The 25,262-nt window shown below is 74.5% G+C and carries 19 protein-coding genes; 7 read left to right on the top strand and 12 right to left on the bottom strand.

Annotated features, from left to right (window positions below; translation table 11 throughout):
- Positions 1-24: 24 nt before the first annotated feature.
- Positions 25-1,731 (bottom strand): DUF885 domain-containing protein, encoded by a 1,707-nt coding sequence (locus tag IF30_RS0111355; protein WP_030235733.1) that lies wholly within the window; start codon positions 1,729-1,731, stop codon positions 25-27.
- Positions 1,732-1,872: 141 nt separating this feature from the next.
- On the opposite strand from IF30_RS0111355, the gene IF30_RS0111350 reads away from it, so the two are divergent.
- Entirely contained in the window at positions 1,873-2,628 is a 756-nt protein-coding gene (locus IF30_RS0111350; RefSeq protein ID WP_078891314.1) for a TetR/AcrR family transcriptional regulator, read from the top strand.
- A gap of 38 nt (positions 2,629-2,666) precedes the next feature.
- Here IF30_RS0111350 and IF30_RS0111345 read toward each other — a convergent pair whose 3' ends face one another.
- From IF30_RS0111345 to IF30_RS0111315, 6 genes are all read right to left on the bottom strand, one after another.
- The gene (locus tag IF30_RS0111345) at positions 2,667-3,518 is read right to left on the bottom strand and encodes a fumarylacetoacetate hydrolase family protein (RefSeq protein WP_030235728.1); all 852 of its coding nucleotides are present in this window, start codon (positions 3,516-3,518) and stop codon (positions 2,667-2,669) included.
- 284 nt (positions 3,519-3,802) lie between these two features.
- Positions 3,803-5,008: a serine/threonine-protein kinase gene (locus tag IF30_RS0111340; protein ID WP_051709888.1), complete on the bottom strand. Its 1,206-nt coding sequence runs from the start codon at positions 5,006-5,008 to the stop codon at positions 3,803-3,805.
- 353 nt (positions 5,009-5,361) lie between these two features.
- Complete coding sequence (locus IF30_RS0111330) at positions 5,362-6,114, bottom strand: amino acid ABC transporter ATP-binding protein (protein ID WP_030235722.1); 753 nt, start codon at positions 6,112-6,114, stop codon at positions 5,362-5,364.
- A gap of 192 nt (positions 6,115-6,306) precedes the next feature.
- Complete coding sequence (locus tag IF30_RS0111325; RefSeq protein ID WP_051709885.1) at positions 6,307-7,254, bottom strand: ABC transporter substrate-binding protein; 948 nt, start codon at positions 7,252-7,254, stop codon at positions 6,307-6,309.
- 10 nt (positions 7,255-7,264) lie between these two features.
- Positions 7,265-7,474 (bottom strand): hypothetical protein, encoded by a 210-nt coding sequence (locus IF30_RS0111320; RefSeq protein WP_158834939.1) that lies wholly within the window; start codon positions 7,472-7,474, stop codon positions 7,265-7,267.
- Positions 7,471-8,655, bottom strand: a complete 1,185-nt coding sequence (locus IF30_RS0111315; protein WP_078891313.1) for an LLM class flavin-dependent oxidoreductase — start codon at positions 8,653-8,655, stop codon at positions 7,471-7,473. The genes IF30_RS0111320 and IF30_RS0111315 overlap by 4 nt, the downstream gene beginning before the upstream one ends.
- A gap of 805 nt (positions 8,656-9,460) precedes the next feature.
- Here IF30_RS0111315 and IF30_RS0111310 point away from each other — a divergent pair.
- Together IF30_RS0111310 and IF30_RS0111305 are read left to right on the top strand one after the other, a co-directional pair.
- Positions 9,461-10,414 carry an amino acid ABC transporter permease gene (locus IF30_RS0111310; protein ID WP_051709884.1) on the top strand — a complete coding sequence of 318 codons (954 nt, stop codon included), beginning with the start codon at positions 9,461-9,463 and terminating at the stop codon, positions 10,412-10,414.
- Positions 10,411-12,336, top strand: a complete 1,926-nt coding sequence (locus IF30_RS0111305; RefSeq protein WP_030235714.1) for an FAD/NAD(P)-binding protein — start codon at positions 10,411-10,413, stop codon at positions 12,334-12,336. The genes IF30_RS0111310 and IF30_RS0111305 overlap by 4 nt, the downstream gene beginning before the upstream one ends.
- A gap of 80 nt (positions 12,337-12,416) precedes the next feature.
- Here the strand turns inward: IF30_RS0111305 and IF30_RS50185 are convergent, their stop codons facing one another.
- Positions 12,417-14,381, bottom strand: a complete 1,965-nt coding sequence (locus tag IF30_RS50185) for a serine/threonine-protein kinase (protein WP_051709882.1) — start codon at positions 14,379-14,381, stop codon at positions 12,417-12,419.
- Positions 14,382-14,597: 216 nt separating this feature from the next.
- On the opposite strand from IF30_RS50185, the gene IF30_RS0111295 reads away from it, so the two are divergent.
- Entirely contained in the window at positions 14,598-16,877 is a 2,280-nt protein-coding gene (locus IF30_RS0111295; protein ID WP_030235711.1) for an FdhF/YdeP family oxidoreductase, read from the top strand.
- Between the two features lie 74 nt (positions 16,878-16,951).
- Here IF30_RS0111295 and IF30_RS0111290 read toward each other — a convergent pair whose 3' ends face one another.
- A complete protein-coding gene (locus IF30_RS0111290; RefSeq protein WP_078891311.1) occupies positions 16,952-18,550 on the bottom strand; it encodes a C40 family peptidase in 1,599 nt (532 codons plus the stop codon).
- A gap of 332 nt (positions 18,551-18,882) precedes the next feature.
- On the opposite strand from IF30_RS0111290, the gene IF30_RS0111285 reads away from it, so the two are divergent.
- The gene (locus tag IF30_RS0111285; protein ID WP_078891310.1) at positions 18,883-20,070 is read left to right on the top strand and encodes an inorganic phosphate transporter; all 1,188 of its coding nucleotides are present in this window, start codon (positions 18,883-18,885) and stop codon (positions 20,068-20,070) included.
- Between the two features lie 26 nt (positions 20,071-20,096).
- A complete protein-coding gene (locus tag IF30_RS0111280; protein WP_030235703.1) occupies positions 20,097-20,348 on the top strand; it encodes a hypothetical protein in 252 nt (83 codons plus the stop codon).
- A gap of 101 nt (positions 20,349-20,449) precedes the next feature.
- Here the strand turns inward: IF30_RS0111280 and IF30_RS0111275 are convergent, their stop codons facing one another.
- The gene (locus IF30_RS0111275; protein ID WP_051709878.1) at positions 20,450-22,003 is read right to left on the bottom strand and encodes an MDR family MFS transporter; all 1,554 of its coding nucleotides are present in this window, start codon (positions 22,001-22,003) and stop codon (positions 20,450-20,452) included.
- 170 nt (positions 22,004-22,173) lie between these two features.
- Complete coding sequence (locus IF30_RS0111270) at positions 22,174-22,623, bottom strand: MarR family winged helix-turn-helix transcriptional regulator (RefSeq protein ID WP_234322672.1); 450 nt, start codon at positions 22,621-22,623, stop codon at positions 22,174-22,176.
- 124 nt (positions 22,624-22,747) lie between these two features.
- Here IF30_RS0111270 and IF30_RS0111265 point away from each other — a divergent pair, with 124 nt between their 5' ends.
- Entirely contained in the window at positions 22,748-23,788 is a 1,041-nt protein-coding gene (locus IF30_RS0111265) for an ABC transporter permease (RefSeq protein WP_234322671.1), read from the top strand.
- Between the two features lie 246 nt (positions 23,789-24,034).
- On the opposite strand, the gene IF30_RS0111260 is transcribed toward IF30_RS0111265, so the two are convergent.
- The gene (locus IF30_RS0111260) at positions 24,035-25,258 is read right to left on the bottom strand and encodes an ROK family transcriptional regulator (RefSeq protein WP_051709873.1); all 1,224 of its coding nucleotides are present in this window, start codon (positions 25,256-25,258) and stop codon (positions 24,035-24,037) included.
- Positions 25,259-25,262: the final 4 nt, after the last annotated feature.

Raw genomic sequence — 25,262 nt, 5'->3', positions numbered from 1 at the left:
CGGGCCCTGGTTCCGTCCGGCCGACTACAGCACCGAGAGCTCCGCGACCAGGTCGTCCAGCCCCAGCGAACCCTGCGAGAGCGCCGCCATGTGCCAGGCCTTGAGGTCGAACTCCTCGCCGCGCGCCTCGTGCGCCGCCCTCGCCGCCGCCCGGCCGCGCAGCCACGCGCGCTCGCCGAGCTTGTAGCCGATCGCCTGGCCGGGCATGCCCAGGTAGCGGACCAGCTCGCTGTCCAGGAAGTCGGCGGAGATGCCGCAGTACTGCCCGAAGAACTCGCGGGCGTGCTCCGGGCTCACCGGCTCGCCCGGCCGGTACGGGGAGTCCGCCGGGAAGTCCAGGCCCGCGTGCATGCCGATGTCCACGATGACCCGCAGCGCCCGCATCATCTGCGCGTTGAGGTAGCCGAGGCGCTGGCCCGGGTCGGTGAGGTAGCCGAGCTCGTCCATCAGGCGCTCGGCGTACAGCGCCCAGCCCTCCAGGTTGGCGCTGACCCCGCCGAGGCTCACCTGGTAGGTGGAGAGCCGGTCGGCGACGTAGTTCCACTGGGCGAGCTGCAGGTGGTGGCCCGGGACGCCCTCGTGGTACCAGATCGAGACCAGGTCCCAGAGCGGGAAGCGCTCCCGGCCCAGCAGCGGCAGCCAGGTCCGCCCCGGGCGGTTGAAGTCCAGCGACGGCGGCGTGTAGTACGGCGCGGCGGCGCTGCCGGCCGGCGCGATCTTCGACTCGACCCGGGTGACCGGCTCGGCCAGGTCGAAGTGGATGCCCTGGAGGTCCCGGATCGCCTGGTCCATCAGGCCCTGCAGGTGCTCCCGGATGCCCTCGGCACCCTCGACGGCGGGGCCGTCGGTGCCCAGCCAGGCCATCGCCTCCATCGGGTCGGCGCCCGGTCGCACCTTCTCGGCCTCGGCCCGCATCTGGGCGCGCAGGTCGTGGAACTCCGTCCAGGCCCACGCGTAGGCCTCGTCCAGGTCCACGTCGGCGCCCGACCAGTAGCGCACCCACCGGCGGTAGCGCTCGCGGCCCACCGCGTCGGGGGTGCCCGCCGTGGCCGGCCCGTAGACGTCGCGCAGCCAGTCGCGCAGCGCGGCCAGTGCCTCGGCGGCGGCCACCGCGTGCCCGGACAGCTCGGCGCGCAGGGACTCCGGGGCGTCCTGCGCGAACTGCCCGAACCAGCCGCCGGGGACGTCGCCCTCCAGCCACTCGGCGATCTGCCCGACGACCGTCGTCACCTGCCGCGGGCCGGACAGCAGGCCGCGCTCGACGCCCGCGGCCAGGGTCTGCCGGTACTGCTCCAGCGCGACCGGCACCTTCGCCAGCCGGCGGCCGACGACCTGCCACTCGGCCTCCGTGCCGGTGGCCATCAGGGTGAAGGACTCCCGCAGGTCGTGCAGCGGGGAGGCCAGGTTGCGCACCGCGCGGAAGTGCTCCCCCGCGTCGTGGACGGCGAGTTCGGCGGTCAGCCGCTCGCGCAGCAGCCGGGCGCAGCGGCGCTCGGCCTCGTTCTCGGCGGCTCCGGCCCGCTCGGCCTCGTCGAGCCGGGCGAGGGTGCGGCGGGCGAGGTCGGCGATCGCGGCGGGGCCCGCCGGGGAGAGGTCGGGCAGCCGGTCGTCCTCGGGGTTCAGGCCGAGGTAGACCGCGGTCAGCGGGTCGAGTTCGGCGAGCGCCCGGACGTAACCGTCGGCGATGCGGCGGGGGGTGGTGCCGTCGGCGGTGATCAGTTCTTCAACCATCCGGCCATCATGGCGTGGCGCGGCCCTTTTGCAACCCCTTTGCGGGCCCCGGACGGCGGACCGGACCGCCGGTCCGGCCGACCGGAATCCGTTCGCCCGCGACAGGACCCGATCCGTCCGGCGCCCATTACGCTGGCCGCCATGGAAGCCAGCCCCGACCCGGCAGCCGACCAGGTGCCCGCCCCGGCCGTGCCCGACGTGCGCCCGCGCCGCGCCGGCTACCGGCGGCTGCCGGTCCAGCAGCGGCGCGAGCAGCTGATCGCCGTCGCCCTGGAGCTGTTCGCCTCCCGGCCGCCCGAGGAGGTGGGCCTGGACGACGTCGCCGAGGCCGCCGGGGCCTCCCGCCCGCTGGTCTACCGCTACTTCGCGGGCGGCAAGCAGCAGTTGTACGAGGCCGCGCTGCGCACCGCGGCCGAGGAGCTGACCAGCCGCTTCGCCGTGCCGCTGGCCGGGACGCCGTCCGAGCAGCTGGCCGCCGTGCTGGACGGCTACTTCGCCTTCGTGGCCGAGCACGACGCGGGCTACTCGGCGCTGCTGCGCGGCGGTTCGGTGGTGGAGACGGCCCGCACCTCGGCGATCGTGGACGACGTCCGGCGGGCCGCGCTGCGGCGCACGCTGCGCCACCTGGGCGTGCGGGAGGCCGGGCCGCGGCTGACGCTGCTGGTGCGCTCGTGGATCGCGGTGGTCGAGGGAGCGTCGCTGAGCTGGCTGGACGAGGGGCGCGCGCTGCCGGTGGCCGAGCTGCGCGACTGGCTGGTGGACCAGTTCACCGCGATGGCGGCGGCGACGGCGCTGCGCGATCCGCAGACGGCGGAGGTGCTGGCGGGACTGCTCGCGCTGGAGGGGCCGGACGCGCCGCGGGCGGAGCGGCTGCGCGCGGTGCTGGCGGCGCGGTAGGGCCCGACCCCCGTGCCAGGGGTCGGGGCTGCGGCGGGCTACGCCTTGCCGAGCACCTGGCGCTGGCGGCCGAGGCCGTCGATCTCGATCTCGACGATGTCTCCCGGGGCGAGGTACGGCGTGCCGGGGCGGCCCAGGGTGACCCCGGCCGGGGTGCCGGTGACGATCACGTCACCCGGCTCCAGCACCATGAACCGGCTCGCGTAGCGGACCAGTTCCAGCACCGGGAAGATCATCTCCGCGGTGCTGCCGTGCTGGCGCTGCTCGCCGTTGACCCACAGCCGCAGCGCCAGGTCCTGCGGGTCGGCCACCTCGTCGGCGGTGACCAGCCAGGGCCCGAGCGGGGTGAAGGTCTCCGCCGACTTGCCCTTGTCCCACTGGCCGCCGCGCTCGAACTGGAAGGCCCGCTCGGTGACGTCGTTGGCGATCGTGTAGCCGGCGATCACCGCCGCGGCCTGCTCGGGGCCGTCCAGGTAGCGGGCCGTACGGCCGATCACGACGGCCAGCTCGGCCTCGTAGTCCGTCTTCTCGCCGCCGCGCGGCACCAGCACCTCGTCGTACGGCCCGACCACGGTGGAGCTCGGCTTGAGGAAGATCACCGGCTCGTCCGGGATCGCCGCCCCCGCCTCGGCCGCGTGGTCGCGGTAGTTGAGCCCGATGCCGACCACCTTGCCCGGGCGGGCCACCGGCGCGCCCACCCGCTGCCCGGCCAGGTCCACCGCCGGCAGGACGCCCGCGGCCACGTCCCGGGCCAGCGCGGCCGGGTCCAGCCCGGCCAGGAAGTCCCCGTCGAGGTCGCGGGCGCGCCCGGAGAGGTCGTACGCGGTGCCGTCCGCACCCAGGACGACCGGGCGCTCGGCGCCCGGGGGTCCGACGCGAAGGAGCTTCATCGATCCGTCACCAGCCTTTCGTCGCAGCTCACCGGGGCGGCACGGACACCGCTCCCGACACTGGCAACGAGGTATACCAATGCGCCGGGGCGGCGGACCAGACCGTCCCGATGGGCGAAATCCTCCCAACTCCCGCACCGGCCGGAGCCACCGGCTCGGGTGCGCGCACGGTTGACACCCGGCGGCCCTCCGGCGGGGGCACGGCGACCGGCGGGCGCACGGCGGCCGGGCGTCGGCGACCGGCGGGGGCACGGCAGCCGGGCGTGCCGGGCGTGCGGGGCGGGTCAGGCGCCCCGGGTGCCGCCGCCGAGGAGCGCCCCCAGGCTGAGCGCGCGCGGCCGGCCCGGGCCGAGCCGGGCGACCTCCCGCTGCCAGTGCGCGAGGTCGCGCCGAGCGTCCGCCCGGGCCTCCGGCGCGGCGCCCGGCAGCTGCGTCAGCTCGTCCAGCAGGGCGACGGCGACGGCCGGGCTGCCCGACCGGGCCAGCCACAGGGCCAGGTCGTGGCAGGTGCGCAGGGTGCGGGGGTCGGCCGGGCCGCAGATCCGGGCGAAGTCGGGGACGAGGCCGGTGAGGATCTCCACCGCCTCCGCCGGCTCGCCCGCCGCGCCGTGCTGCCAGGCCCGGTCGGCCCGCCGGCGCAGCTGCTCCGGGCTCGGGTCGTCCGGCCGCAGCACGCCCGGCCGGACGGTGCGCAGCCGCTCCAGCACCTCGGCGGCCCCGGCCGGGCGGTCCTCGGGGGACTTGGCGAGCAGCTGCGCGACCAGGTCGGCCAGTGCCGGGTCCTTGCTGCGCACCCGGGGCGGGACCTCCTCCAGGTGCTTGTACATGTACTCGGCGGCCGAGGCGGCGCGGAACGGGCGGGCGCCGGTGCAGACCTCGTACAGCATGACGCCGAGCGCGTAGAGGTCGGCCCGGCCGTCCACCGCGCCGCCGGACCAGCACTCGGGCGCCAGGTACGGGACGGTGCCGACCACGTTGCCGGTGGAGGTGAGCCGGACGGTCTGGGTGACCAGGCGGGCGATGCCGAAGTCCAGCACCTTGGCCCGCTCGCCCTCGTCCGCGATCATGACGTTCTCGGGCTTGATGTCCCGGTGGACCACGCCCGAGCGGTGCGCGGCGTCCAGCGCCTTGCAGACGTGCCGCATCCAGCGCAGCGCCTTCGCGTGGTCGGGCAGGCCGCCTTTGAGCACCGCGGACAGCGCCCGGCCGCGCACCAGCTCCATCACCAGGTACGGCGTCCGGCCGGCCCCGGTCCGCCCGTAGTCGTGCACGGTCACGATGTGCGGGTTGGAGAGCCCGCCGGCCGTGTGCGCCTCGCGGACGAACCGGCTGACCGCCTCCTGGTCGGTGGCGTGCTCGGCCAGCAGCACCTTGACCGCGACCTCCCGGCGCAGTTCGGTGTCGGTCGCCCGCCAGACCACGCCGAAGCCGCCCCTGCCCAGCGGTTCCTCCAGCCGGAACCGGCCGTCGAGCACCTCGCCCTGCTGCATGCCCTCCCCCAACTCGGCCGCGGCCGCACGGCGTTCGCCGCCGGAGGGTCACCATAGCGGTGACCGGGGACGAACGGGTGAACGAACCCGCGGGCTGCGGCTTGGGCTTCGGCAGCCCCGGCGGGTTGATCTCGGACGCCTGCACGGCCTCGTTGTCCGGGCCCCGGCGCGCGGAAGTCCGGCGGCGGGGTGGTGCCGAGGGAGTCGACGACCGTCAGCGTGCCGCGCTTCCCGATCTCCGCCGGGACGAGCGCGGCGATCGCGGCGATCGCGGCGGCCGCGGGCGTGCGGCGCGACGGGGTGGGCCGTGGCTGAACTCCTGATCGGTGGAGGGGACTCGGAGGATGAGCCGGTCAGCGGACCTTGGCCAGGAAGGCCCGGGTGCGTTCGTGCCGCGGCCGGTCCAGGACCTCCGCCGGCGGCCCCTGCTCGACCACCACGCCGCCGTCCATGAAGACCACGGTGTCGGCGGCCTCGCGGGCGAAGCCGATCTCATGGGTGACCACGATCATCGTGGTGCCGCCGCGGGCCAGGTCCTTGATGACGTCCAGCACCTCGCCGACCAGCTCCGGGTCGAGCGCCGAGGTGGGCTCGTCGAACAGCAGCACCTTGGGCTCCAGGGCCAGCGCCCGGGCGATCGCCACCCTCTGCTGCTGCCCGCCGGACAGCTGCCGGGGATAGGCGGCCGCCTTGTCGGCCAGCCCGACCCGCTCCAGCAGCGCCAGCGCCGTCGCCCTGGCCTCGGCCCGGGGGCGGCGCAGCGCCGACACCGGCGCCTCGACCAGGTTCTCCAGCACGGTGAGGTGCGGGAACAGGTTGAAGTTCTGGAACACGAAGCCGATGCCGGTGCGCTGGCGCAGCACCTCGCGCTCCTTCAGCTCGTACAGCCGGTCGCCGGAGCGCCGGTAGCCGATCAGTTCGCCGTCGATGGCGACGTGGCCCCGGTCCACCTTCTCCAGGTGGTTGATGGCGCGCAACAGGGTGGACTTGCCGGAGCCGGACGGACCGAGCACCACCGTCACCGAGCCGGCCGGGACGTCCAGGTCGACCCCGCGCAGCACCTCCAGCCGGCCGAAGCTCTTGTGCAGGCCGCGGACCCGCACCATCGGCGCGGCCGCCGCGCTCGGGCCGGTCTTCGTCAGGATGGTCACGGGTGTCCTCCGGAGGTGCGGGCAGGGGTGCCGGTTCGGGCGGCGGCGGGCCGGGTGCGGTCCGGCAGGCTCCGGACGGCGGCCCGCAGGCGCTGCAGCGGGGTGGGCGGCGGGGTGCGCTGCGCGCCCCGGGTACGAGGCCCGCGCTCACGCGTGCTCGGGCGGGCTGATCTGCGATTCCTTGATCGCCGACTCGGCGACCCCCCACTTGCGCAGGATCCGGTCGTACGACCCGTCCTTGATCAGCTGGTTGACGGCCGCCTGGAAGGCCGGGGCGAGCTTCGAGCCCTTCCTGAAGGCGAAGCCGACGTCGAGGCGGTGGAACTCGCCGAGGAAGCGGGTGCCGGAGGCCTCCTGCGCGGCCTGGTGGCGCAGGCCGTTGATGGTGGACATCTCCACGTCGACCCGGCCCTGCTGGAGTCCGGTCAGCAGCGCGCCGCTCTCGCTGAACGCCTTGACCTCGTACGGCTTCTTCCCCGCTTCGGTGCAGACGTTCCTGCGGTTGTTGAGGGTGGTCTCGAAGGTGGTTCCGGCGCCGGTGCCGACCGTCAGCCCGCACAGCTGGACCAGATCGGTGACCGGCTGGATCGCGGTGTTGTCCTTCTTCACTGCGAAGCCCTGGCCGTCGTCGATGTAGGTGACGAAGTCGATGGTCTTCAGCCGGGCCGTGGTGACCCCGAAGTTCCCGGTGCCGACGTCGTACTTCCCGCTGTCCAGGGCGGGGAGGATGGTCTCGAACGCGGCCTCCTCGCGCTGCACGGTCAGGCCGAGCAGCCTGGCCACCGCGTCGGAGAAGTCCACGTCGATCCCGGCGGGCTTTTTGGCGACCTGGTCGACGTGGAACGCGCTGGGCGGCGTGCCGAAGGCCGAACCGAACCTGACGGTGCCGGCCCTGCGGACCTCCTCGGGCAGCAGTGCGGCCGCGGCCTCCGACTTCGTCAGGCCGGAGACGACGTCCTCGGTCGCGGAGGCGGCCGGGCCGCCCGCTCCCGCCGCGCCCTCGATCGTCGGATCCGAGCCGCAGGCGGCCGCGGCCAGGAGCGGCAGGAGGGCGGTGGCGGCGAGCAGGCGGCGACGGACGGTGGTGGTTCTCACGGGGGGCCTTTCAGGGAGTGTGCGCAGGGGCGGGGAGCCGCTTCTCGAAGGGCAGCGGGCCGACGGGAACGGCCCCCTCCGGCCCGCCGGAGGGCAGGGCGGGCGCAACGGCGGTGACGTAGCGGGTGACGTACTCGTGGGTGAGCCCGCGCAGCAGCGGCTCGACCAGCGGGTCGTCGAGGGCGACCCGGCGGAACTCGGCCACCGGTGCCGCACTCATGCCTGTACCGCGACCAGCTGGTGGCGGTCACGCCCGGCCTGCTCGTCCCCGGTGGCCTGCGCGTCCCCGGCGGGCTGTTCGGCCTCGGCGGTCCGCTCGGCCGCGGCCTTGGCGGCGTCCCGCTTGGCGACTTCCTCGCGGACGATCGGGATGACGTAACGGCCGAAGTCGATGGCGTCGTCCAGGAGGTCGTAGCCGCGCGCGGAGAGGATGTCCACGCCGAGGTCGTGGTAGTCGAGCAGCGCCTGGGCGACCGTCTCCGGGGTTCCGACCAGGGCGTTGGAGTTGCCCGCCCCGCCGGTGGCGGCGGCGGTCGGGGTCCACAGCGCGCGGTCGTAGCGCTCGCCCGCCTCGGCGATCTCGATCAGCCGCCGGGAGCCCGCGTTCTCGGGAGCGGCCGCCGGCCGGTCCGCGCCCCGGCGGGCCCGTATCGCCGCCACCGTCCGGTGCGCCTTCTCCCAGGCCAGTTCCTCGGTCGGTGCGATGATCGGACGGAAGGCCACCTGGATCCGCGGCACGTCGGTTCGTCCGGCGGCCCGAGCCGCCTCCCTCACCCGCTCGATCTGCTCGGCGGTCCTGGCCAGCGGCTCGCCCCAGAGGCAGTAGACGTCCGCCTCGGCACCGCCGACCGCGTAGGCCGCGTCCGAGGAGCCGCCGAAGGAGACCGCCGGGCGCGGCTGCTGCACCGGGAAGACGTCCGAGACGAAGTCGTTGAAGCGGTAGTGCGGGCCCTCGTGGTCGAAGGGCTCGTGGCTGGTCCAGGCCCGCTTCACGATGCCGATGTACTCCCGGGTGCGCTCGTAGCGCTGGTCCTTGGTGAGGAAGTCGCCTTCGCGCTGCTGCTCGTGGTCGTTGCCGCCGGTGATGAAGTGCACGGTCAGCCGGCCGCCGCTGATCCGGTCCAGGGTCGCGAAGGTCTTGGCGGCGAAGGTCGGGTAGGAGACGTTGGGGCGGTGCGCCAGCAGGATCTGCAGCCGGTCGAGGTGCGAGGCGAGGAAGGCGGCCGCGGCCGCCGGCTCCGGGGCGCCGGCCCCGTACGCGAAGAGCACCCGGTCCCAGCCGTGGTCCTCGTGCACCCGGGCCAGCCGCAGGGTGTAGTCGCGGTCGAAGGCGGCGGTGGTGCGGGGGGTGGTCTCCGAGCCATCGGCGGTGGCGGCGATGCCGAGGAATTCGACGGGCATGGCGAAACCTTTCTGGTGAGCGGGATCCGGTGGGCTGCGGGCGGGCAGGCGGACAGGCGGACAGGCCGGAGGAGGCCGCGGCGGGGCGGCCGTCGGACGCGCAACGGTGGGCGCGCGCCAGTGGGCGAGCGGAACGGTGCGCGAGCGGAACGGTGCGCGAGGTGAAGGGCCGGGCGGGGGCGGAGAACTGCCGGAGCGCAGTGCGAAGTCGGTTACCAACACGACGATCTGATGTGTCGTCAGTCGCGGACGACGGATCCCGGCCCACGGCGGGACGAACCGAGGGAGGACTTCCCGAAGGAATCAGGGCCGGGGGAATCAGCGCCGGCGGGCAGGGCCGAGGCGATCAGGGTCGGCGGCCGCGGCCCGGGGATCAGAGCCCGGGGATCGGAGCCGACGGATCAGGGCCGACGGATCAGGGCCGGACGGGCGGCCGCTGCCAGGTCAGCCGTGACACGCCGCGGACCACACCCGACCGAAGTCGATGTGGTCGCGGGTGACCAGGGGCTGTTCGGCGTCCATGGGCTCAAGTTGAGCAGTCGCCCGAGCCGTACGTCAACCATCCATCGTTGCCGCACTGTTGCGATCTCCTGTCGGTTTTCCGACGGGCGCCGAACGACCGCTTCCGCCCCTCCGGCCACCCTTGACAGCCGCCGATCGCGCCTGCGTACGATCGCGGCGGAGTGCAGTGCAACCGTGCCGGACGCGTTGAGGGACGCGGTCCGGCGCCCAGGCCCCCCGTACGTGACCACCGCCGTACCCGCCCGCCCGCACTCCCGCCCGCACCCCGCCAGGAGCTTCCGCCATGGCCACCCCGCAGGACGTCCTGCCCGCCCCCTCCGATCTCGACCACCCCGGCCCGGCGCCCGCCCCCGAGGCCCGGATCGTCGCCCGCCGCAAGCCCGCCCAGTGGGCGGCCGCCGCCATCGCCGTGCTGCTCGCGGCGATGGCGGTCAACTCGGTGATCCGCAACCGGGCCTTCCAGTGGGACGTGGTCGCCGACTGGTTCACCGCCCGGTCCGTGCTCGACGGCCTCGCCCTGACCCTCTGGCTGACCGCCGTCACCCTCGCCCTCGGCTTCGTGTTCGGCACCGTCCTCGCCACCATGCGACTTTCCGCCAACCCGGTGCTGCGCACGCTCAGTTGGGGCTACGTCTGGGTGTTCCGCTCCACCCCGCCGCTGGTGCAGCTGCTGTTCTTCTTCAACATCGGCGCGCTCTACCCGACGCTCGGTCTCGGCATCCCCTTCGGCCCCGAGTTCGTCACGGTCAGGACGGTCGACCTGATCGGCCCGACGCTGACCGCCGTCATCGGCCTCACCCTGCTGGAGACCGCGTACGCCGCCGAGGTGATCCGCGGCGGCATCCTCTCCGTGGACCGCGGCCAGCTGGAGGCGGCGGCCGCGCTCGGGCTCGGCCGGTGGCGGGTGCTGCGCCGGATCGTCGTGCCGCAGGCCATGCGCGCCATCGTGCCGACCGCGGGGAACATGCTGATCGGCGCGCTCAAGGGCACCAGCATCGTCAGCGTGCTGGCCGTCTCGGACCTGCTCTACTCGGTCCAGCTGGTCTACCTGCAGTCGTACCGGGTCATCCCGATGCTGATGGTCGCCACCCTCTGGTACCTGGTGGTCACCACCGTGCTGTCCGTCGGCCAGTACTACGTGGAACGGCACTTCGCCAAGGGCGCCACCCGCGACGGCCTGCCGCCCACCCCGCTGCAGCGGGCCCGCGCGGCCTACCGCCGGGCGGTGCGGGCATGAGGACGCTCGTGATCGTCGGGGCCGGCCCGCGCGCGACCGGCCTGCTGGAGCGGATCGCCGCCAACACCGCCGAACTCCTGCCCCCGGCAAGCCCGTTGTCGATCCACCTGGTCGACCCGTACCCGCCCGGGGGCGGCCGGATCTGGCGCCGCGACCAGTCCCCGCTGCTGCGGATGAACTCGATGGCCGAGGACGTCACCATGTTCACCGACGAGCGCTCCACCCTCGAAGGTCCGGTCCGCCCCGGCCCCTCGCTCGCCGAATGGGCCACCCGCCAGGAGGAGTTCGCGCCCTACCGGGAGGTCGCCGACCCGGCCGTCCGGGCCGAACTGCGCACCCTCGCACCCACCGACTTCCCCACCCGCCGAGCCCAGAGCGCCTACCTGGACTGGGTGTTCCGCCGCGCCGTGGCCGACCTCCCGCCGCACGTCACGGTGACCGTCCACCGGGACACCGTCCGGCGGATCGACGGCCCGGCCGACGGCCCGCAGACCGTCCACCTCGGCGACCGGACCCTCACCGCCGACCACGTCGCCCTCACCCTCGGCCACCTCGACTCCGCCCCGCACCCCCGCCACGCCGCCGACGCCGGCTTCGCCGCCCGGCACGGCCGCTTCCACCTCCCGCCCGCCTACTCCGCCGACGCGGCAGCCCAGTTGGACCGCATCGCACCCGGCGAACAGGTGGTGCTGCGCGGCCTCGGCCTGGCCGCCGTCGACCTGGTCGTCCTGCTCACCGAAGGCCGCGGCGGCCGCTTCGAACCCACCGGCGAGGGCGACGCGCTGCGCTACCGCCCGTCCGGCCGGGAGCCGGTGCTCCACCTCGGCTCCCGCCGCGGCGTCCCCTACCACTCCAAGACCGGCTACCGCCTCCAGGGGCCGCCCGCCCCGCTCCCCCGGTACTTCGACGCGGCCGCCGTGGACGCCGTGCTCGCCACCGAGGGGCCGCTGCGACTGCGCCGCGACTTCTGGCCGTTGATGGCCAAGGAGATCGCCTTCGGGCACTACCACGAGCTGTTCCACGCCCACCCCGGGCGCACCGCCCTGCCCTGGACGGAGTTCCTGGCCCGGTACGACCGGCACGGCTGGCACACCCCTGAACTGGCCGCCCTGATCGCCGAAGCCGTCCCCGACCCGGCCGATTGGATCGACTTCGAGCGGCTCGACCGCCCGCTGGCCAGCCTCGAACTCGGCTCCGCCGAAGAGCTCCAGGCGCACCTGCGCGGGTACGTCGCCGCCGACGCCGACCGCCGCGCCGACCCCGCGCACAGCGCCGACCTCGGCGCCTTCCTCGCCCTGCTCTCGCTCTTCGGCCGGCTGCCCAGGGTGACGGCGAGCGGCCGGCTCACCGCCCGCTCGGTCGCCGAGGACCTGGACGAGTGGTTCCTCGGCTACTTCAACTTCCTCGCCTCCGGCCCGCCCGGCTTCCGACTGCGCCAACTGCTCGCGCTCTCCGAGGCCGGGGTGGTGCGCTTCCTCGGCGCCGGAGTCCGGGTCGAACGGGACGAGGCCACCGGCACCTGGCGCGCCCACGGCACCACCGTGCCCGGACACACCGTCACCGCGACGGCGCTCGTCGAGGCGTACCTGCCCAAGCACGCGCTGGCCCGCACCCTCGACCCCGTCCTGCGCGACCTGCACCGCACTGGGCGGATCGTCGAGGAGGTGGTCGACGATCCGGACCACACCCACTGCTCCGGCCTCGTCGCCATCGCCGCCGACGGCCGGCTGCTCGACCCTTCCCTGGGCGGTGCCCCGCATCCGCGCCGCACCGCGCTCGGCCCGCACACCAGCCTGCGCGCGGCCGCCGCCTTCGCCCGCCCGCGCACCGACGCGCCGGGCTTCCGGCAGAACGACGCGGCCGCCCGGGCACTGCTGCGGGCGCTGGCCGCGCTCCCGTCGGCCCCGGCACTGGCGGCCTGACGGCGGGCCGGGCCGGGTGGCGCCTGCCGGGCTCGGCCGGTGCCGTCCGGGTCGGCCGGTGCCGTCCGACCGGGCCGGGCTCACGGCCCGAAGATCTCCTCCACCAGGTCCTCGTCCGAGACGTGGTCCGGCGCGTCGAACACCAGGTCCGCGACTCCCTTGAGGCCGAGCCCGCGATCCAGCGCCTCCATGCAGGCCCGGGCCTCGTCGTCGGAGGCGAAGTCCCAGAGCCGCAGGCGCCGCACCAGCGCCAGCGCCTCCATCGGGCTCATCCGCGGCGGCCGGCGCCGGTGCGGGCCGCCCGCGCCCCGGCGGCCCGCCCGGGCGAGGCGCTGCTGGTAGCCGGCCAGGTCCTGCCAGGCCTGGAGGGTGCTCGGATGGTGCTCGCCCAGGACCCGGGCGAGGTCCGGCAGCAGCGCGCTCAGGTGGGCCACGGCGCTCTGCAGGTCCTCCCGGTTGGCGTGCTGCACCGCGAGGTCGTGCCGGGCCTTGAGGACGCGGGTGTCGTGCATGCCCCAGGCGGCGTGCAGGTCGGGCAGCAGCCCGTTCAGCAGCCGGACGGCGGTGACGGCCGCGCCGCTCTCACCGATGCACCACACCAGGTGGCAGCGGGCGCCGAGGGTGTCGGAGTCGAGCGGACCGAGCGCCGATCCCATGTCGTCCGCGACGCTCGTCAGCAGCCGGATCGCGCCGGCCAGGTCCCCGGTGCGGCTGAGGTACCAGGCGAAGTCCCGCCAGGTGCACAGGGTGTCCCGGTCGCGCGCGCCGAGCGCGGCCACGCACTCCTGGGCCACCGCCTGCAGCTGGATCGCCGACTCGCCGGCCGTCGCCGCCCGGTACGCCGCCGCCCGGCGCTCGCGCAGCGCGGCCCGGACCGTCTCGGCCGGCTGCGCGGCGACCACCGGCGGCGTGGTCAGCCGCGGCAGCACCGCGGGGGCCGCCGACGGAGCCGCGGACGGCCCGGGCGGCGCGGGCGGCGCGGGAACGGACGGCCCGGGCGGCGCGGGCGGCGCGGGAACGGACGGCCCGGGCGGCGCGGGAACGGACGGCGCGGGAACGGACGGCCCGGGCGGCGCGGGAACGGACGGCGCGGGAACGGACGGCGCTGCGGGCGGCACGACGGGCGGAGCCGTCGGCACGGGCGGCACCGCCTGCGCCACGGCCGCCACCGGCACCGCCTGCGCCACCGACGCCACGGCCGCCCCGCCCGCGGGCCACCCGGCCAGTTCCGCGAGCCTGCGCTCGACCGTACGGGCGTCGGCCGGCCGGTCCGCCGGGTCCTTGGCCAGCAGTTCGGCGACCAGCCCGGCCACCTGCGGCGGCAGCCCGAACTGTGCCGGGTCCAGTGCCGGGGGCGCCTCGTTGAGGTGCTGGTACATCAGCACCGGGGTCGACTCCCCGGCGAACGGCCTTGCGCCGGTGAAGAGTTCGACCAGGACGCAGCCGAGCGCGTAGAGGTCGGCGCGGCCGTCCACCCGGCCGCCGGTCCACCGTTCGGGCGCCATGTAGGCCGGGCTGCCGACGATCGTCCCGGTGGTGGTCAGTCCGCCCGCGCCGCTGTCGAGCTGGGCGATGCCGAAGTCGAGCACCTTCAGGTGCCCGGCGGCGGTGATCATCACGTTGTCCGGTTTGATGTCCCGGTGCACCATGCCCGCGTCGTGCGCGGCCGCCAGGGCGTCGCTGATCTGCCGCCCCCACCGCAGGCTGAGGCCGGGGTCGGGCAGCCCCTCGCGCAGCACCTCGGTCAGGGTGCGGCCGGTGAGCAGCTCCATCACCAGGAAGGTGACCTCCCGGTCGTCGGTCTCGCACTGGCCGAGGTCGTGCACGGTGACGATGTGCGGGTGCGACAGGTTGCCGGCCGCGCAGGCCTCCCGGACGAACCGCAGGGCCGCCTTCGCCTGGTCGCCGTCGTGGTGCCCGATGACCTTGACGGCCACCGGCCGCCGCATCCGGGTGTCCTGGGCCCGCCACACCACCCCGAAACCGCCCTGGCCGAGCTTCTCCACCAGCTCGTACCGGCCGTCCAGGACATCACCGACTCGCACGCGCCCCTCCCCCCTCCGCCATGACGGACCGACTCTACCGACGCCGCGCACCGCTCCCGCCCCCGCCTCGGGCCCGCCGTCTCCGCCCTCCCCGTCCCCTCTTGCCGTCCCCTCCCGTCCGCCCCTCCCCCCGCCTCCGGGCAGGTGTAAGGATGGGCCCCGAGCCACCGCGACGGCGCGGCGGCCCGCACCCAGCACAGTCCGAGGAGCGCAGTCATGGCCAAGCAGGCCCCGCAGAGCGACCCGGCGCAGGACGCCCCCGAGGTGTCCGCGCCCCAGCACGCGGCCGCCGGGCTGCCCGCCGTCGGCCACAGTCTGCGGATGGCCGCCGAGCAGATGGGCGTCCGGCGCACCGTCGCCACCCTGCTCAAGGTCAACCAGCCGAACGGCTTCGACTGCCCGGGCTGCGCCTGGCCGGAGCCGGACCGGACGCACACCGCCGAGTTCTGCGAGAACGGTGCCAAGGCCGTCGCCGAGGAGGCCACCGAGCGCCGGATCCGGGCCGAGTTCTTCGCCGCCCACTCGGTGGCCGACCTGGCGGAGCGCTCCGGCTACTGGCTCGGCCAGCAGGGCCGGCTCACCCGGCCGATGCTGCTCGACGAGGGCGCCACCCATTACGCGCCGGTCTCCTGGGACGACGCCTTCGCGCTGATCGCCGAGGAGTTGCGCGCCCTGGACACCCCGGACGGCGCCGCCTTCTACACGTCCGGCCGGACCAGCAACGAGGCCGCCTTCGCGTACCAGTTGTTCGCCCGCCGGCTCGGCACCAACAACCTGCCGGACTGCTCCAACATGTGCCACGAGTCCTCCGGCTCGGCGCTCACCGAGACGCTCGGCGTGGGCAAGGGCAGCGTCAGCCTGAAGGACCTCTACCAGGCCGACCTGATCATCGTGGCGGGCCAGAACCCGGGCACCAACCACCCCCGGATGCTGTCGGCCCTGGAACGCGCCAAGCGGGCGGGCGCGACCGTCGTGAGCGTCAACCCGCTGCCGGAGGCGGGCCTGGAGCGGTTCAAGAACCCGCAGCACGCCCGCGGCCTGGTCGGCCACGGCACCAAGCTGACCGACCTGTTCCTGCAGATCCGCCTGGGCGGCGACCTCGCGCTGTTCCGCGCGCTCAACCGGATCGTCCTGGAGCAGGACGGCGTCGACCGCGCCTTCGTCGCCGAACACTGCCACGGCTTCGACGAGTTCGAGGCCCAGGCGCGCACGACCGACCGGGACGAGGTGCTCGCCGCGACCGGTCTGCCCTGGGAGCAGATCGAGGAGCTCGGCCGCCTGGTGCTGGCCTCGAAGAAGATCATCGTCTGCTGGGCGATGGGCCTCACCCAGCACAAGCACGCCGTCCCCACCATCCGCGAGGTGGTCAACTTCCTGCTGCTGCGCGGCAACGTCGGCCGCCCCGGCGCCGGCGTCTGCCCGGTGCGCGGGCACAGCAACGTCCAGGGCGACCGGACGATGGGCATCTTCGAACGCCCCGCCAAGGCCTTCCTCGACGCGCTGGCGGACGAGTTCGGCTTCGAGCCGCCGCGCGAGCACGGCCTCGACTCGGTGGACACCATCCGTGCGATGCGCGACGGCAAGGTCAAGGTCTTCTTCGCGATGGGCGGCAACTTCGTCGCGGCCACCCCGGACACCGAGGTCACCGAGGCGGCGATGCGCCGCTGCCGGCTGACCGTCCACGTCTCCACCAAGCTCAACCGCTCGCACGTGGTCACCGGCGCCCGCGCCCTGATCCTGCCCACTCTCGGCCGCACCGACCGGGACGTCACCGGCGCCGGCGCCCAGTTCGTCAGCGTCGAGGACTCGATGGGCCAGGTGCACGCCTCCCGCGGCGGCCTGCGTCCGCCCGCGCCCGGCCTGCTCTCCGAGACCGCGATCGTCTGCCGCCTCGCCCGGGCCGTCCTCGGGCCGCAGGACACCGTGCCGTGGGAGGACTTCGCGACCGACTACGACACCCTGCGGGAGCGGATCGCCCGCGTCGTCCCGGGCTTCGCGGACTACAACGAGAAGGTGCGCCGCCCCGGCGGCTTCACCCTTCCGCACGGGCCCCGCGACTCCCGGACCTTCCCGACCGCGACCGGCAAGGCCAACTTCACCGTCAATCCGCTCACCGCCCCCGAGGTCCCGCCGGGCCGCCTCCTCCTGCAGACCCTGCGCTCCCACGACCAGTACAACACCACCGTCTACGGCCTCGACGACCGCTACCGCGGCATCAAGGGCGGCCGCCGCGTGGTCCTGGTCAACCCCGCCGACGCCGCCGAACTGGGCCTCACCGAGGGCGGGTACGTCGACCTGGTCGGCGAGTGGAAGGACGGCGTCGAACGGCGCGCCCCGCACTTCCGGGTCGTCCACTACCCCGTCGCCCGCGGCGGCGCGGCGGCCTACTACCCCGAGACCAACGTCCTGGTGCCCCTGGACTCGACCGCCGACATCAGCAACACCCCCACCTCCAAGGCCGTCGTCATCCGCTTCGAACCCGACTCCGGCGAATAGCCCGGGCCGGCCCCGGCACGGACGGAGGCCGCCCCGCGTACGACGACGTGGGGCGGCCTCCGGGTCGAGCGGCGTCAGTGGGTCGGCGTGCCCAGCGGCAGCGTCGCGGTGGCGCTGCCCGGCGCCGAGGCGCCGGTCGAGGTACCGGCCGACGCGCCGGTCGAGCGGGTGCCGCTCGGGGTGCCTGCCGGGGTGCCGGTGCCGGTGCCGGTCGGGCCGGGCGTGGCCGGGGTGCCGGTGCCCGTCCCGGTCGGGGTGCCCGGGGTTCCGGTCGGGGTGCCCGGGGTCGGGGTCGGGGTCGGCGTTCCGGTGCCCGACGGCGTGCCCGGGTCGGTCGGCGTGCCCGTCCCGCCGGGCGTCGTCGGTGCGGTCGGCGTCGTCGGGGTGCCGGGCGTGCCGGCGGGCTCGCCCGGGGCCGGCGGCGTGGCCGGGCCACCGGTGGCCGGCGGGGGCACCTGGCCGGCCGGGCTCGGCGCTATCGGCGTGACGGTGTCCCAGCCGGCCGGCAGGTCGGGCACCTTCCAGGCGCCACCCGCGTCGTCCGCCGTGCCGGACGGGTCCGGCCGGACGGCGCCGAGGATCGGCATCGAGCCGACCGGCGACACCTTGATGAACGCCCCGGGCCGCGGCGCCTGCACGATCAGCCCGCCGCCGATGTACATCCCGACGTGCGAGGCGTCCTGGAAGTAGATCACCAGGTCGCCGGGCCGCAGCTGGTTCAGCGCCACGTGCGGCAGCTGCGCCCACTGTTCCTGGCTGGTGCGCGGGATCGGCTTGCCCGCGTGCAGCCAGGCCTGCGAGGTGAGGCCGGAGCAGTCGTAGGAGCCCGGCCCGGTGCCGCCCCACAGGTACGGCTTGCCCAGCTGGGCCAGCGCGAAGGCCACCGCCGCGCGCCCCTGCAGCGAGGGCGTGCGCTCGCCCTTGCCGAGCGCCCCGGTGGCGAGGAACGCGAGCTGCGCCTCGTCCGCCTTCGCCTTCTCCAACTGTTCGAGTTCGGTGCGCTGCGCGCCGGTCAGCGAGGCCACCATCTGCTCGACGGAGGCGAGGTCGGCGGCGGCCTTGGCCTTGGCGGCGTCCTGCTGGGCGACCAGCTCCTGGGTGGACTTCAGCACGTCCTCGGTCTGCTTCTTCAGCGCGTCGAGCGCGTCCCGGTCGCTCTTCAGCCGGTCCAGGAACTCCGACTGCGAGCGGCTGGCCGCGGCGAGCAGTTCGGCGATGGTGACCGCCTCGTACGGGTCCTTGGAGAGCAGCAGTTCGGCGTACGCGGAGGCGGCGCCGTTGCGGTACTGCGCGGCGGCGAGCTGGGAGGCGATGTCGGTGCCGGCGTCGACCTGCTTCTGCTGGCGCTCCGACCGGCCCTGGAGGTCGGCGAGCGAGGCCTGCTGCTCGGCGATCCTGGCGACCGTCCCGTTGTACTGCTCGGTGGCGGCCTCGGCGCTCTGGTAGAGCGTGTGCAGCTGGTCGAGCAGCGGCCCGAGGGTGGCCTTGGCGGCGGCGAGCGGGTCGGAGCCGGCGACGACGGTGCCGGTGCCCGGGTCGGGTGCGGCCCAGGCGGCCTGGGCGGCGGCCGGCAGGGCGAGTGCGGCGGCCGCGAGGACGGCCCCGCAGCGCAGCGCCGCCCGCACCCAGGGGCGTACGCCTGCCGTCTCCGTTCGCTGTGCAGCCCCGCCCATGGATTGGTCCTCCCCGCCCGTGCCCTGTCCCGGTCTCCCGGATCCCGCAGATCCTCCCACGGGTTACTCGCCGGAAACAGGGTGCACGCGTACCAGGAGGTCGATTCTCGGCGGGCCTGTGAGACAGCTCTCAGCAAACCGGCACGAACCGGGGCGTTCTTCGCCGATGGGCAGCTCAGCGGGGCTCAGGTCACCCCGATGAAAGCCTGCGGTCACTGCGAGTCAACCATCGGAACCACGATTCCCGGCCGAGTTCACCTTCCGTTTACCAAGCGCACCTACGGTCGCGAGGACACCAACGTCCGTGCGACAACTACGACGATTGTTTGGGTATGGAACACATCTCGTTCCTGGTAGCCGTTGTGATCATCACGGCGCTCGCCTTCGACTTCACCAACGGGTTCCACGACACCGCCAACGCGGCCGCCACCGCGATCGCGACCGGGGCCCTTCGTCCGAAGGTCGCGGTCACCATCGCGGCCGTCCTCAACTTCGCGGGCGCGTTCCTGTCCGTGAAGGTCGCCACCACCATCTCCGGTGGCATCGTCAACGAGAAGGCCGGCGTCCATCCCGAGATCATCTTCGCCGCCCTGGCCGGAGCGATCCTCTGGAACCTGCTGACGTGGCTGCGCGGACTGCCGTCCAGCTCCTCCCACGCCCTGTACGGCGGCCTGATCGGCGCCACGGTCGTCGGTGTCGGCATGAACGGCGTCAACTTCGACACCGTGGTCACCAAGATCGTCATCCCGGCGGTCGCCTCCCCGTTCGTCGCCGGCCTGGCCTCCTGGGGCGCCACCAAGCTGGCGTACGCGATCACCCGCAAGGGCGGCGCGGCCACCGAGAAGGGCTTCAAGACCGGCCAGATCTTCTCGTCCTCGCTGATCTCGCTCGCGCACGGCACCAACGACGCCCAGAAGACGATGGGCATCATCACCCTGACGCTGGTCTCGGTCGGCGCCCTGCCGCACGGCGCGCTGCCCCCCACCTGGGTGATCGTCTCCGCGGGTGCCGCGATCGCGCTCGGCACCTACATGGGCGGCTGGCGGATCATCCGCTCGATGGGCAAGGGCCTGGCGGACATCCGCCCGCCGCAGGGCTTCGCCTCCGAGTCGGCCGCCGCGACCGTCATCCTGACCTCCTCGCACATGGGCTTCGGCCTCTCCACCACCCAGGTCTGCTCCGGCGGCATCATGGGCGCCGGCCTCGGCGGGCCGAAGGGCGAGCTGCGGTGGAGCATGGTCCGCCGCATGGTCTACACCTGGGGCCTGACCCTGCCGGCCGCCGCCGTGGTCTCGGGCGGCGCGGCCCTGCTGGCCGAGCAGGGCACCTGGGGCGTCGTCCTGGTCGGTGCGCTGCTGGTCGCCGGCTCCGGCGCGATGTGGCTGGTCTCCCGCCGCCAGCCGGTGGACGCGGACAACGTCAACGACGTCAACGAGGTCCACGACGTCACCCCGGTCGAGGTCGCTCCGGCCGCCACCGCGAACGTCCCCACCCCCGCCTCGACCACGGTCGCGGCCTGAGCACCGCGGACTGAGGAGCACTCACCATGCACATCAAGTGGAACGCCCTGGCCCAGACCGCCGGCATCAGCTTCGGCGTCACCCTCGCCGTGGTCGCCGTCTTCGCGCTCGGCATCCTGGCGCTGTCCCGCCGCGAGGCCGCGCTGAGCGCCGCCCGCGAGGGTGGCGACGCCGGGCCCGCGGGCGGCGGAAAGCCGGCCCTGGTCGGCGCCTACGCCTGCTTCGCGCTGTGCGCCGCGGCCGTCGGCTACGGCCTGACGCTGATCGCGGGCCACTGAGCGGCCGGTAGGCGCGCACCGAGCGCAACGCGACGGGCCGGGGAGTGTCGAGACACTCCCCGGCCCGTTCGCGTATCCCGTCGCCGGTCGCTTCTCCGCGGTCAGTTCTCCTGCGTGGTCCTCAGCACCGTCTCCCGGATGAACAGCACGGTGACGAAGGCCAGCGCCGCGAACGGGGCCGCCCACAGGAACACGGTGCCGACGCCGTGGCCGAAGGCGTCGGTCACCAGCGGGACGATCGGGGCCGGCAGCTTGTGCAGGTCCGGGATCCCGCCGCCGGCGGCCGCGTGGCCGGCCGGGATGTGCGCGGCGGCCAGGTTCTCCGTCAGGTAGTGGCCGACCTTGTTGGTCATCAGCGCGCCGAGCGCGGAGACGCCCATCGCGCCGCCCATGGTGCGGAAGAAGGTGACCACCGAGCTGGCCGCGCCGAGCTCGTGCCGGGGCACCGTGTTCTGCACCGCGAGCACCAGGTTCTGGCTGGTCAGGCCCAGGCCGACGCCGGTGATCGCCATGTAGACGGAGAGCAGCACGTAGCTGGTGTCGACCCGGGCGGTGCCGAGCAGGCCGAAGCCGACCGCGAGCAGGGCGGTGCCGGTGACCAGGTAGGCCTTCCACCTGCCGTACTTGGTGATCAGCCGGCCGGCCACGGCGGAGGAGACGGCCAGGCCGAGGATCATCGGCAGGGTCATCAGGCCGGCCATGGTCGGGGACTTGGCGCGGGCCAGCTGGAAGTACTGGCTGAGGAAGGTGGTCGCGCCGTACATCCCGACGCCGACCAGCACGCTGGCGACGGCGGCCAGGGTGACGGTGCGGTACTTGAACAGGTCCGGCGGGATGATCGGCTCGGCGGCCCGGCGCTCGACCACGACGGCCAGCGCGCCCAGCAGCAGGCCGCCGCCGACCATGGCCGCGGTCTGCCAGGACAGCCAGGCGTAGTTCTTGCCGGCCAGCGTGATCCAGATCATCAGCAGGCTGACCGAGGCGGTGATGACCAGCGCGCCCAGGTAGTCGATCTTCGCCTTGCGCTTGACCACCGGCAGCTTGAGGGTGCGCTGCACGACGGCGATCGCGGCCAGCGCGAACGGGATGCCGACGTAGAAGCACCAGCGCCAGCCCAGCCAGGAGGTGTCCACGATGACGCCGCCGATCAGCGGGCCGCCGATGGTGGCCAGCGCGAAGACCGCGCCGAAGTAGCCGCTGTACCGGCCGCGCTCGCGCGGCGGGACCATCGCGGCCAGGCAGATCTGGCCCAGCGCGACGACACCGCCGGCGCCGACGCCCTGCAGTGCGCGGCAGGCGATCAGCTCGCCGGTGTTCTGCGAGAGGCCGGCCAGCGCGGAGGTGGCGATGTAGATCAGCAGGGCGATCTGCAGCAGCAGCTTCTTGCTGGCGAGGTCGGAGAGCTTGCCCCAGATCGGGGTGGAGGCGGTGAGGGTGAGCAGGGCCGCCGTGATCACCCAGGTGTAGGCGGACTGGCCGCCGTGCAGGTCGGCCAGGATGTGCGGCAGGGCGTTGGAGACGACGGTCGAGGAGAGCACGGCCACGAAGAGGCCGAGGAGCAGGCCCGAGAGGGCCTCCATCACCTGTCGGTGGGTCATCTGTTCGTTTTCGGCGGCGGCGACGGTGCCGCTCGAGGCCTGGGTGGTCACGGTCATCTGGGTCCTTCGGCGCAGGCGGGTGCGGGATACGCGCATCATGAAAATTCGTTGCCTTAAGCAACCATAAGCCTGGATGGTTGAATTAGGCAACTTTCTTCAAGGCCGAGTAAAGGCCCGCGGTCGCGGGCCCCCGTCAGCACGCCGCCCGGCCCGCCGGGCCGCCGCGGTCACACCTCCGACGACTCCCCCAGCGCGTCGTTGAAGCGGCGCAGCAGTTCCGTGAAGCGGACCACGTCCTCGGCGGACCAGCCGCCCATCACCTCGCGCACCCGCCCCATCCGGACGTCACGGGCGGCCAGGTAGCGGGAGCGTCCGTCCGCGGTCAGCGAGACCAGCGCGGCCCGGCGGTCCAGCGGGTCCGGCTCCCGGGCCACCAGCCCGAGCTCCTCCAGCGCCCGGATCTGCCGGCTCACCGTCGCCTTGCCCACGGCGAAGTGCGCGCCGACGTCCGTCACCCGGACCCGCCCGGCCTGCTCGATGTAGCCGAGCACGCTGTACGCCGCCCCCTCCAGTCCGGGGTGCACCCGCCGTGAGAGCTCCGCCACTCTGGCCCGGCCCCGCCGGAACATCAGCGCGACCTCGCGCTCCACCTCCACCAGGGCTTCCTCGTCACTCACCGCGCCAGTATCGCCCAGCGGTGGCGGCCGGCCGTCGGCGCGGAGCTGAGACAAGCGAACTACTTCATGGTATGAAGTATTGATCCGGATCATCCGTTTTTCGCCGATACACAAGGAGATGTCGATGGCAGCCCCTGGGCAGGGTTTCGTCGCCGAACTCAAGAACGCGGTCACCCCGCGCGCGGCACTGCTCGTGATCGGAGTGCTGCTCCTCCAGCTCGGATTCATCACCTCCTACATCGGAGCGCTGCACAAGCCCGCGCCGCAGCACCTGTCCATCGCGGTGGTCGCCCCGCCACAGGTCGCCCCCAAGCTGGTCGGGGCGCTGGAATCGGTGCCGAACGAGGCCGTCAGGGCCAAGACCGCGCCGGACGCCGAGACGGCGACCGCGCAGATCAAGGACCAGAAGCTCTACGCCGCGCTGGTCGTGGACCCGAACGGCACCGAGGACACCCTGCTGGTCGGCGGCGCCCGCGGCCCGTCCGCCGCCAAGGCCGCCGAGTCCATCACCACCGGGATCGACCAGTCCCAGGGCCGTACGGTCAAGGTCCAGGACGTCGTGCCGCTCGCCAAGGGCGACACCAACGGCCTGTCCTCCTTCTACCTGGTGATCGGCTGGTGCGTCGGCGGCTACCTGGTCGCCTCGATCCTCGGCATCAGCACCGGCTCCAAGCCCGCCAACGCCAACCGCCTGCTGATCCGCCTGGGGGCGCTGGCGCTCTACTCGGTCGCGGCCGGCCTCGGCGGCACGGTCATCGCCGGGCCGGTCCTGGACGCGCTGCCCGGCTCGATCCTCGCCCTGACCGCCGTCGGCACCCTGGTGGTCTTCTCGGTCGGCGCGTTCACCATGGCGCTGCAGTGCCTGTTCGGGATCATCGGCATCGGCCTCGCGGTGCTGGTCTTCGTCGTCCTCGGCAACCCGAGCGCGGGCGGGGTCTACCCGGCGCCGATGATGCCGCCGTTCTGGCGGGCCATCGGATCGGCGATCCCGAACGGCGCGGGCACCAGCGCGAGCAAGTCGATCGCCTACTTCGGCTCGACCAACCTGGGGATGCCGATCCTGGTCCTGGCGATCTGGGCGGTGGTCGGCGTCGGCATCGCCTTCCTGGCCGTCCTGCGCGGTCCCCGCTCCGAGGAGCGCGAGCCCGCCGCTGTCGAGGCCTGAGCCTCCCGCCCCCCACCGGGCGGCCCCGCCGAGCCCCCGGCCCCACCGGCCGGGGGCTCGGCGTGTTCCGGGCGTCCGCGCGCGGCCCAGGACGGGTTCCGAACGGGTTCGGGCGGCTCCCGAGCAGCTCCCGGACGGCTCCCGAGCAGCTCTCGGACGGCTTCCGAACGGGTTTCCGGACCGGTCCGGACGGCTCCCGGACGCTCCCGGTGCGCTCCGCCGCCGGGCGGCCCCGCCGGGGGGCGGTCAGCCGCCCGCGATCGACCCGGGGTCGGCGATGACGGCGCGCACCACGCCCACCGCCGCGCCCAGCAGCGGGCCGCGGCGGCCCAGCCGGGAGACGGCCAGCCGGTCGTCGGACCAGGGCAGGACGGTCACCCGGGCGGCCAGTTCGGCGCGCATCGCGGGCAGCAGCCAGGGCGCCAGCCGGGCGTAGCCGCCGCCCAGGACCACCTCGGCCGGGTCCAGCAGGTTGACCGCGCCGCCCGCCGCGATGCCGAGGGCGGTGCCGGCCCCGGCCAGGGCCGCGAGGGCGGGCTGGTGGCCGGCCTCGGCGCGGTCGGCGAGCAGCGTCACCCAGTCACCCGGGGCTCCCGCCAGGCCGGCCGCCCGCAGCACCGCGGCCTCGCCCGCGTACTGCTCCAGGCAGCCGTGCGCCCCGCAGGCGCAGCGGGGCCCGTCGGGGCGGACCGGCACGTGGCCGAACTCTCCCGCGTAGCCGCGCGCTCCGCGCAGCAGCCGGCCGCCGACCACGATCGCCGCCCCGACCCCGGCCTCGGCGGAGACGTAGAGGAAGTCCTCGGCGCCCTCGCCCAGCCAGCGCTCGGCCAGGCCGCCCAGGTTGGCCTCGTTGTCTGCGTCGACGGGCAGTTCCGCCAGGCCGTCCCCTTCCGGCCGCAGTGCCGCGCGCAGTTCGGCGCCCAGCGGGACGTCGCGCCATCCCAGGTTGGCGGCCCGCTGCAGCACCGCGCCGGAGCCGCCGACCAGTCCGGGCACGGCCAGGGTGAGCCCGGCGGGGCGCAGGCCCGCCTCGGCGACGACCGCGCGCAGCAGCCGGGCGAGGTCGGCCATGACGGCGGCGGGTCGGCGGCCGTGGTTGGAGATCTCCTGGCGCCGCCAGGCGCGGACCTCGCCGCGCAGGTCGACGACGCAGGCGCCCAGGTGCCGGACGCCGATCTCGGCGCCGAGGCCGCCCGGCCCGGTCGGGTCGAGGCCGAGCGCGGTGCCGGGGCGGCCGACCTTGCCGCTGGGCGCCGCGGGCCCCTCCTCGACGACCAGTCCGCCGGCGATCAGCCGTTCGGCGAGCGAGGAGACGGCGGCCCTGGTCAGCCCGGTCTCGGCGGCCACCTCCGCGCGCGAGCGCGGGCCGCGCGCGATCACCCCGAGCACCAGCGCCAGGTTGGCCCGGCGCATGCCCTGCTGGCTGGCCGGACCGCTCCGGACCCCGTCCGGCTCGCGCATCAGGCTCATCTCG

This window comes from Streptomyces sp. NRRL S-350 (assembly GCF_000719705.1).
Classification (GTDB): domain Bacteria; phylum Actinomycetota; class Actinomycetes; order Streptomycetales; family Streptomycetaceae; genus Kitasatospora.
The sequence above is the reverse complement of the archived record's forward strand: the minus strand, read 5'-3'. Positions and strand labels throughout refer to the sequence as shown.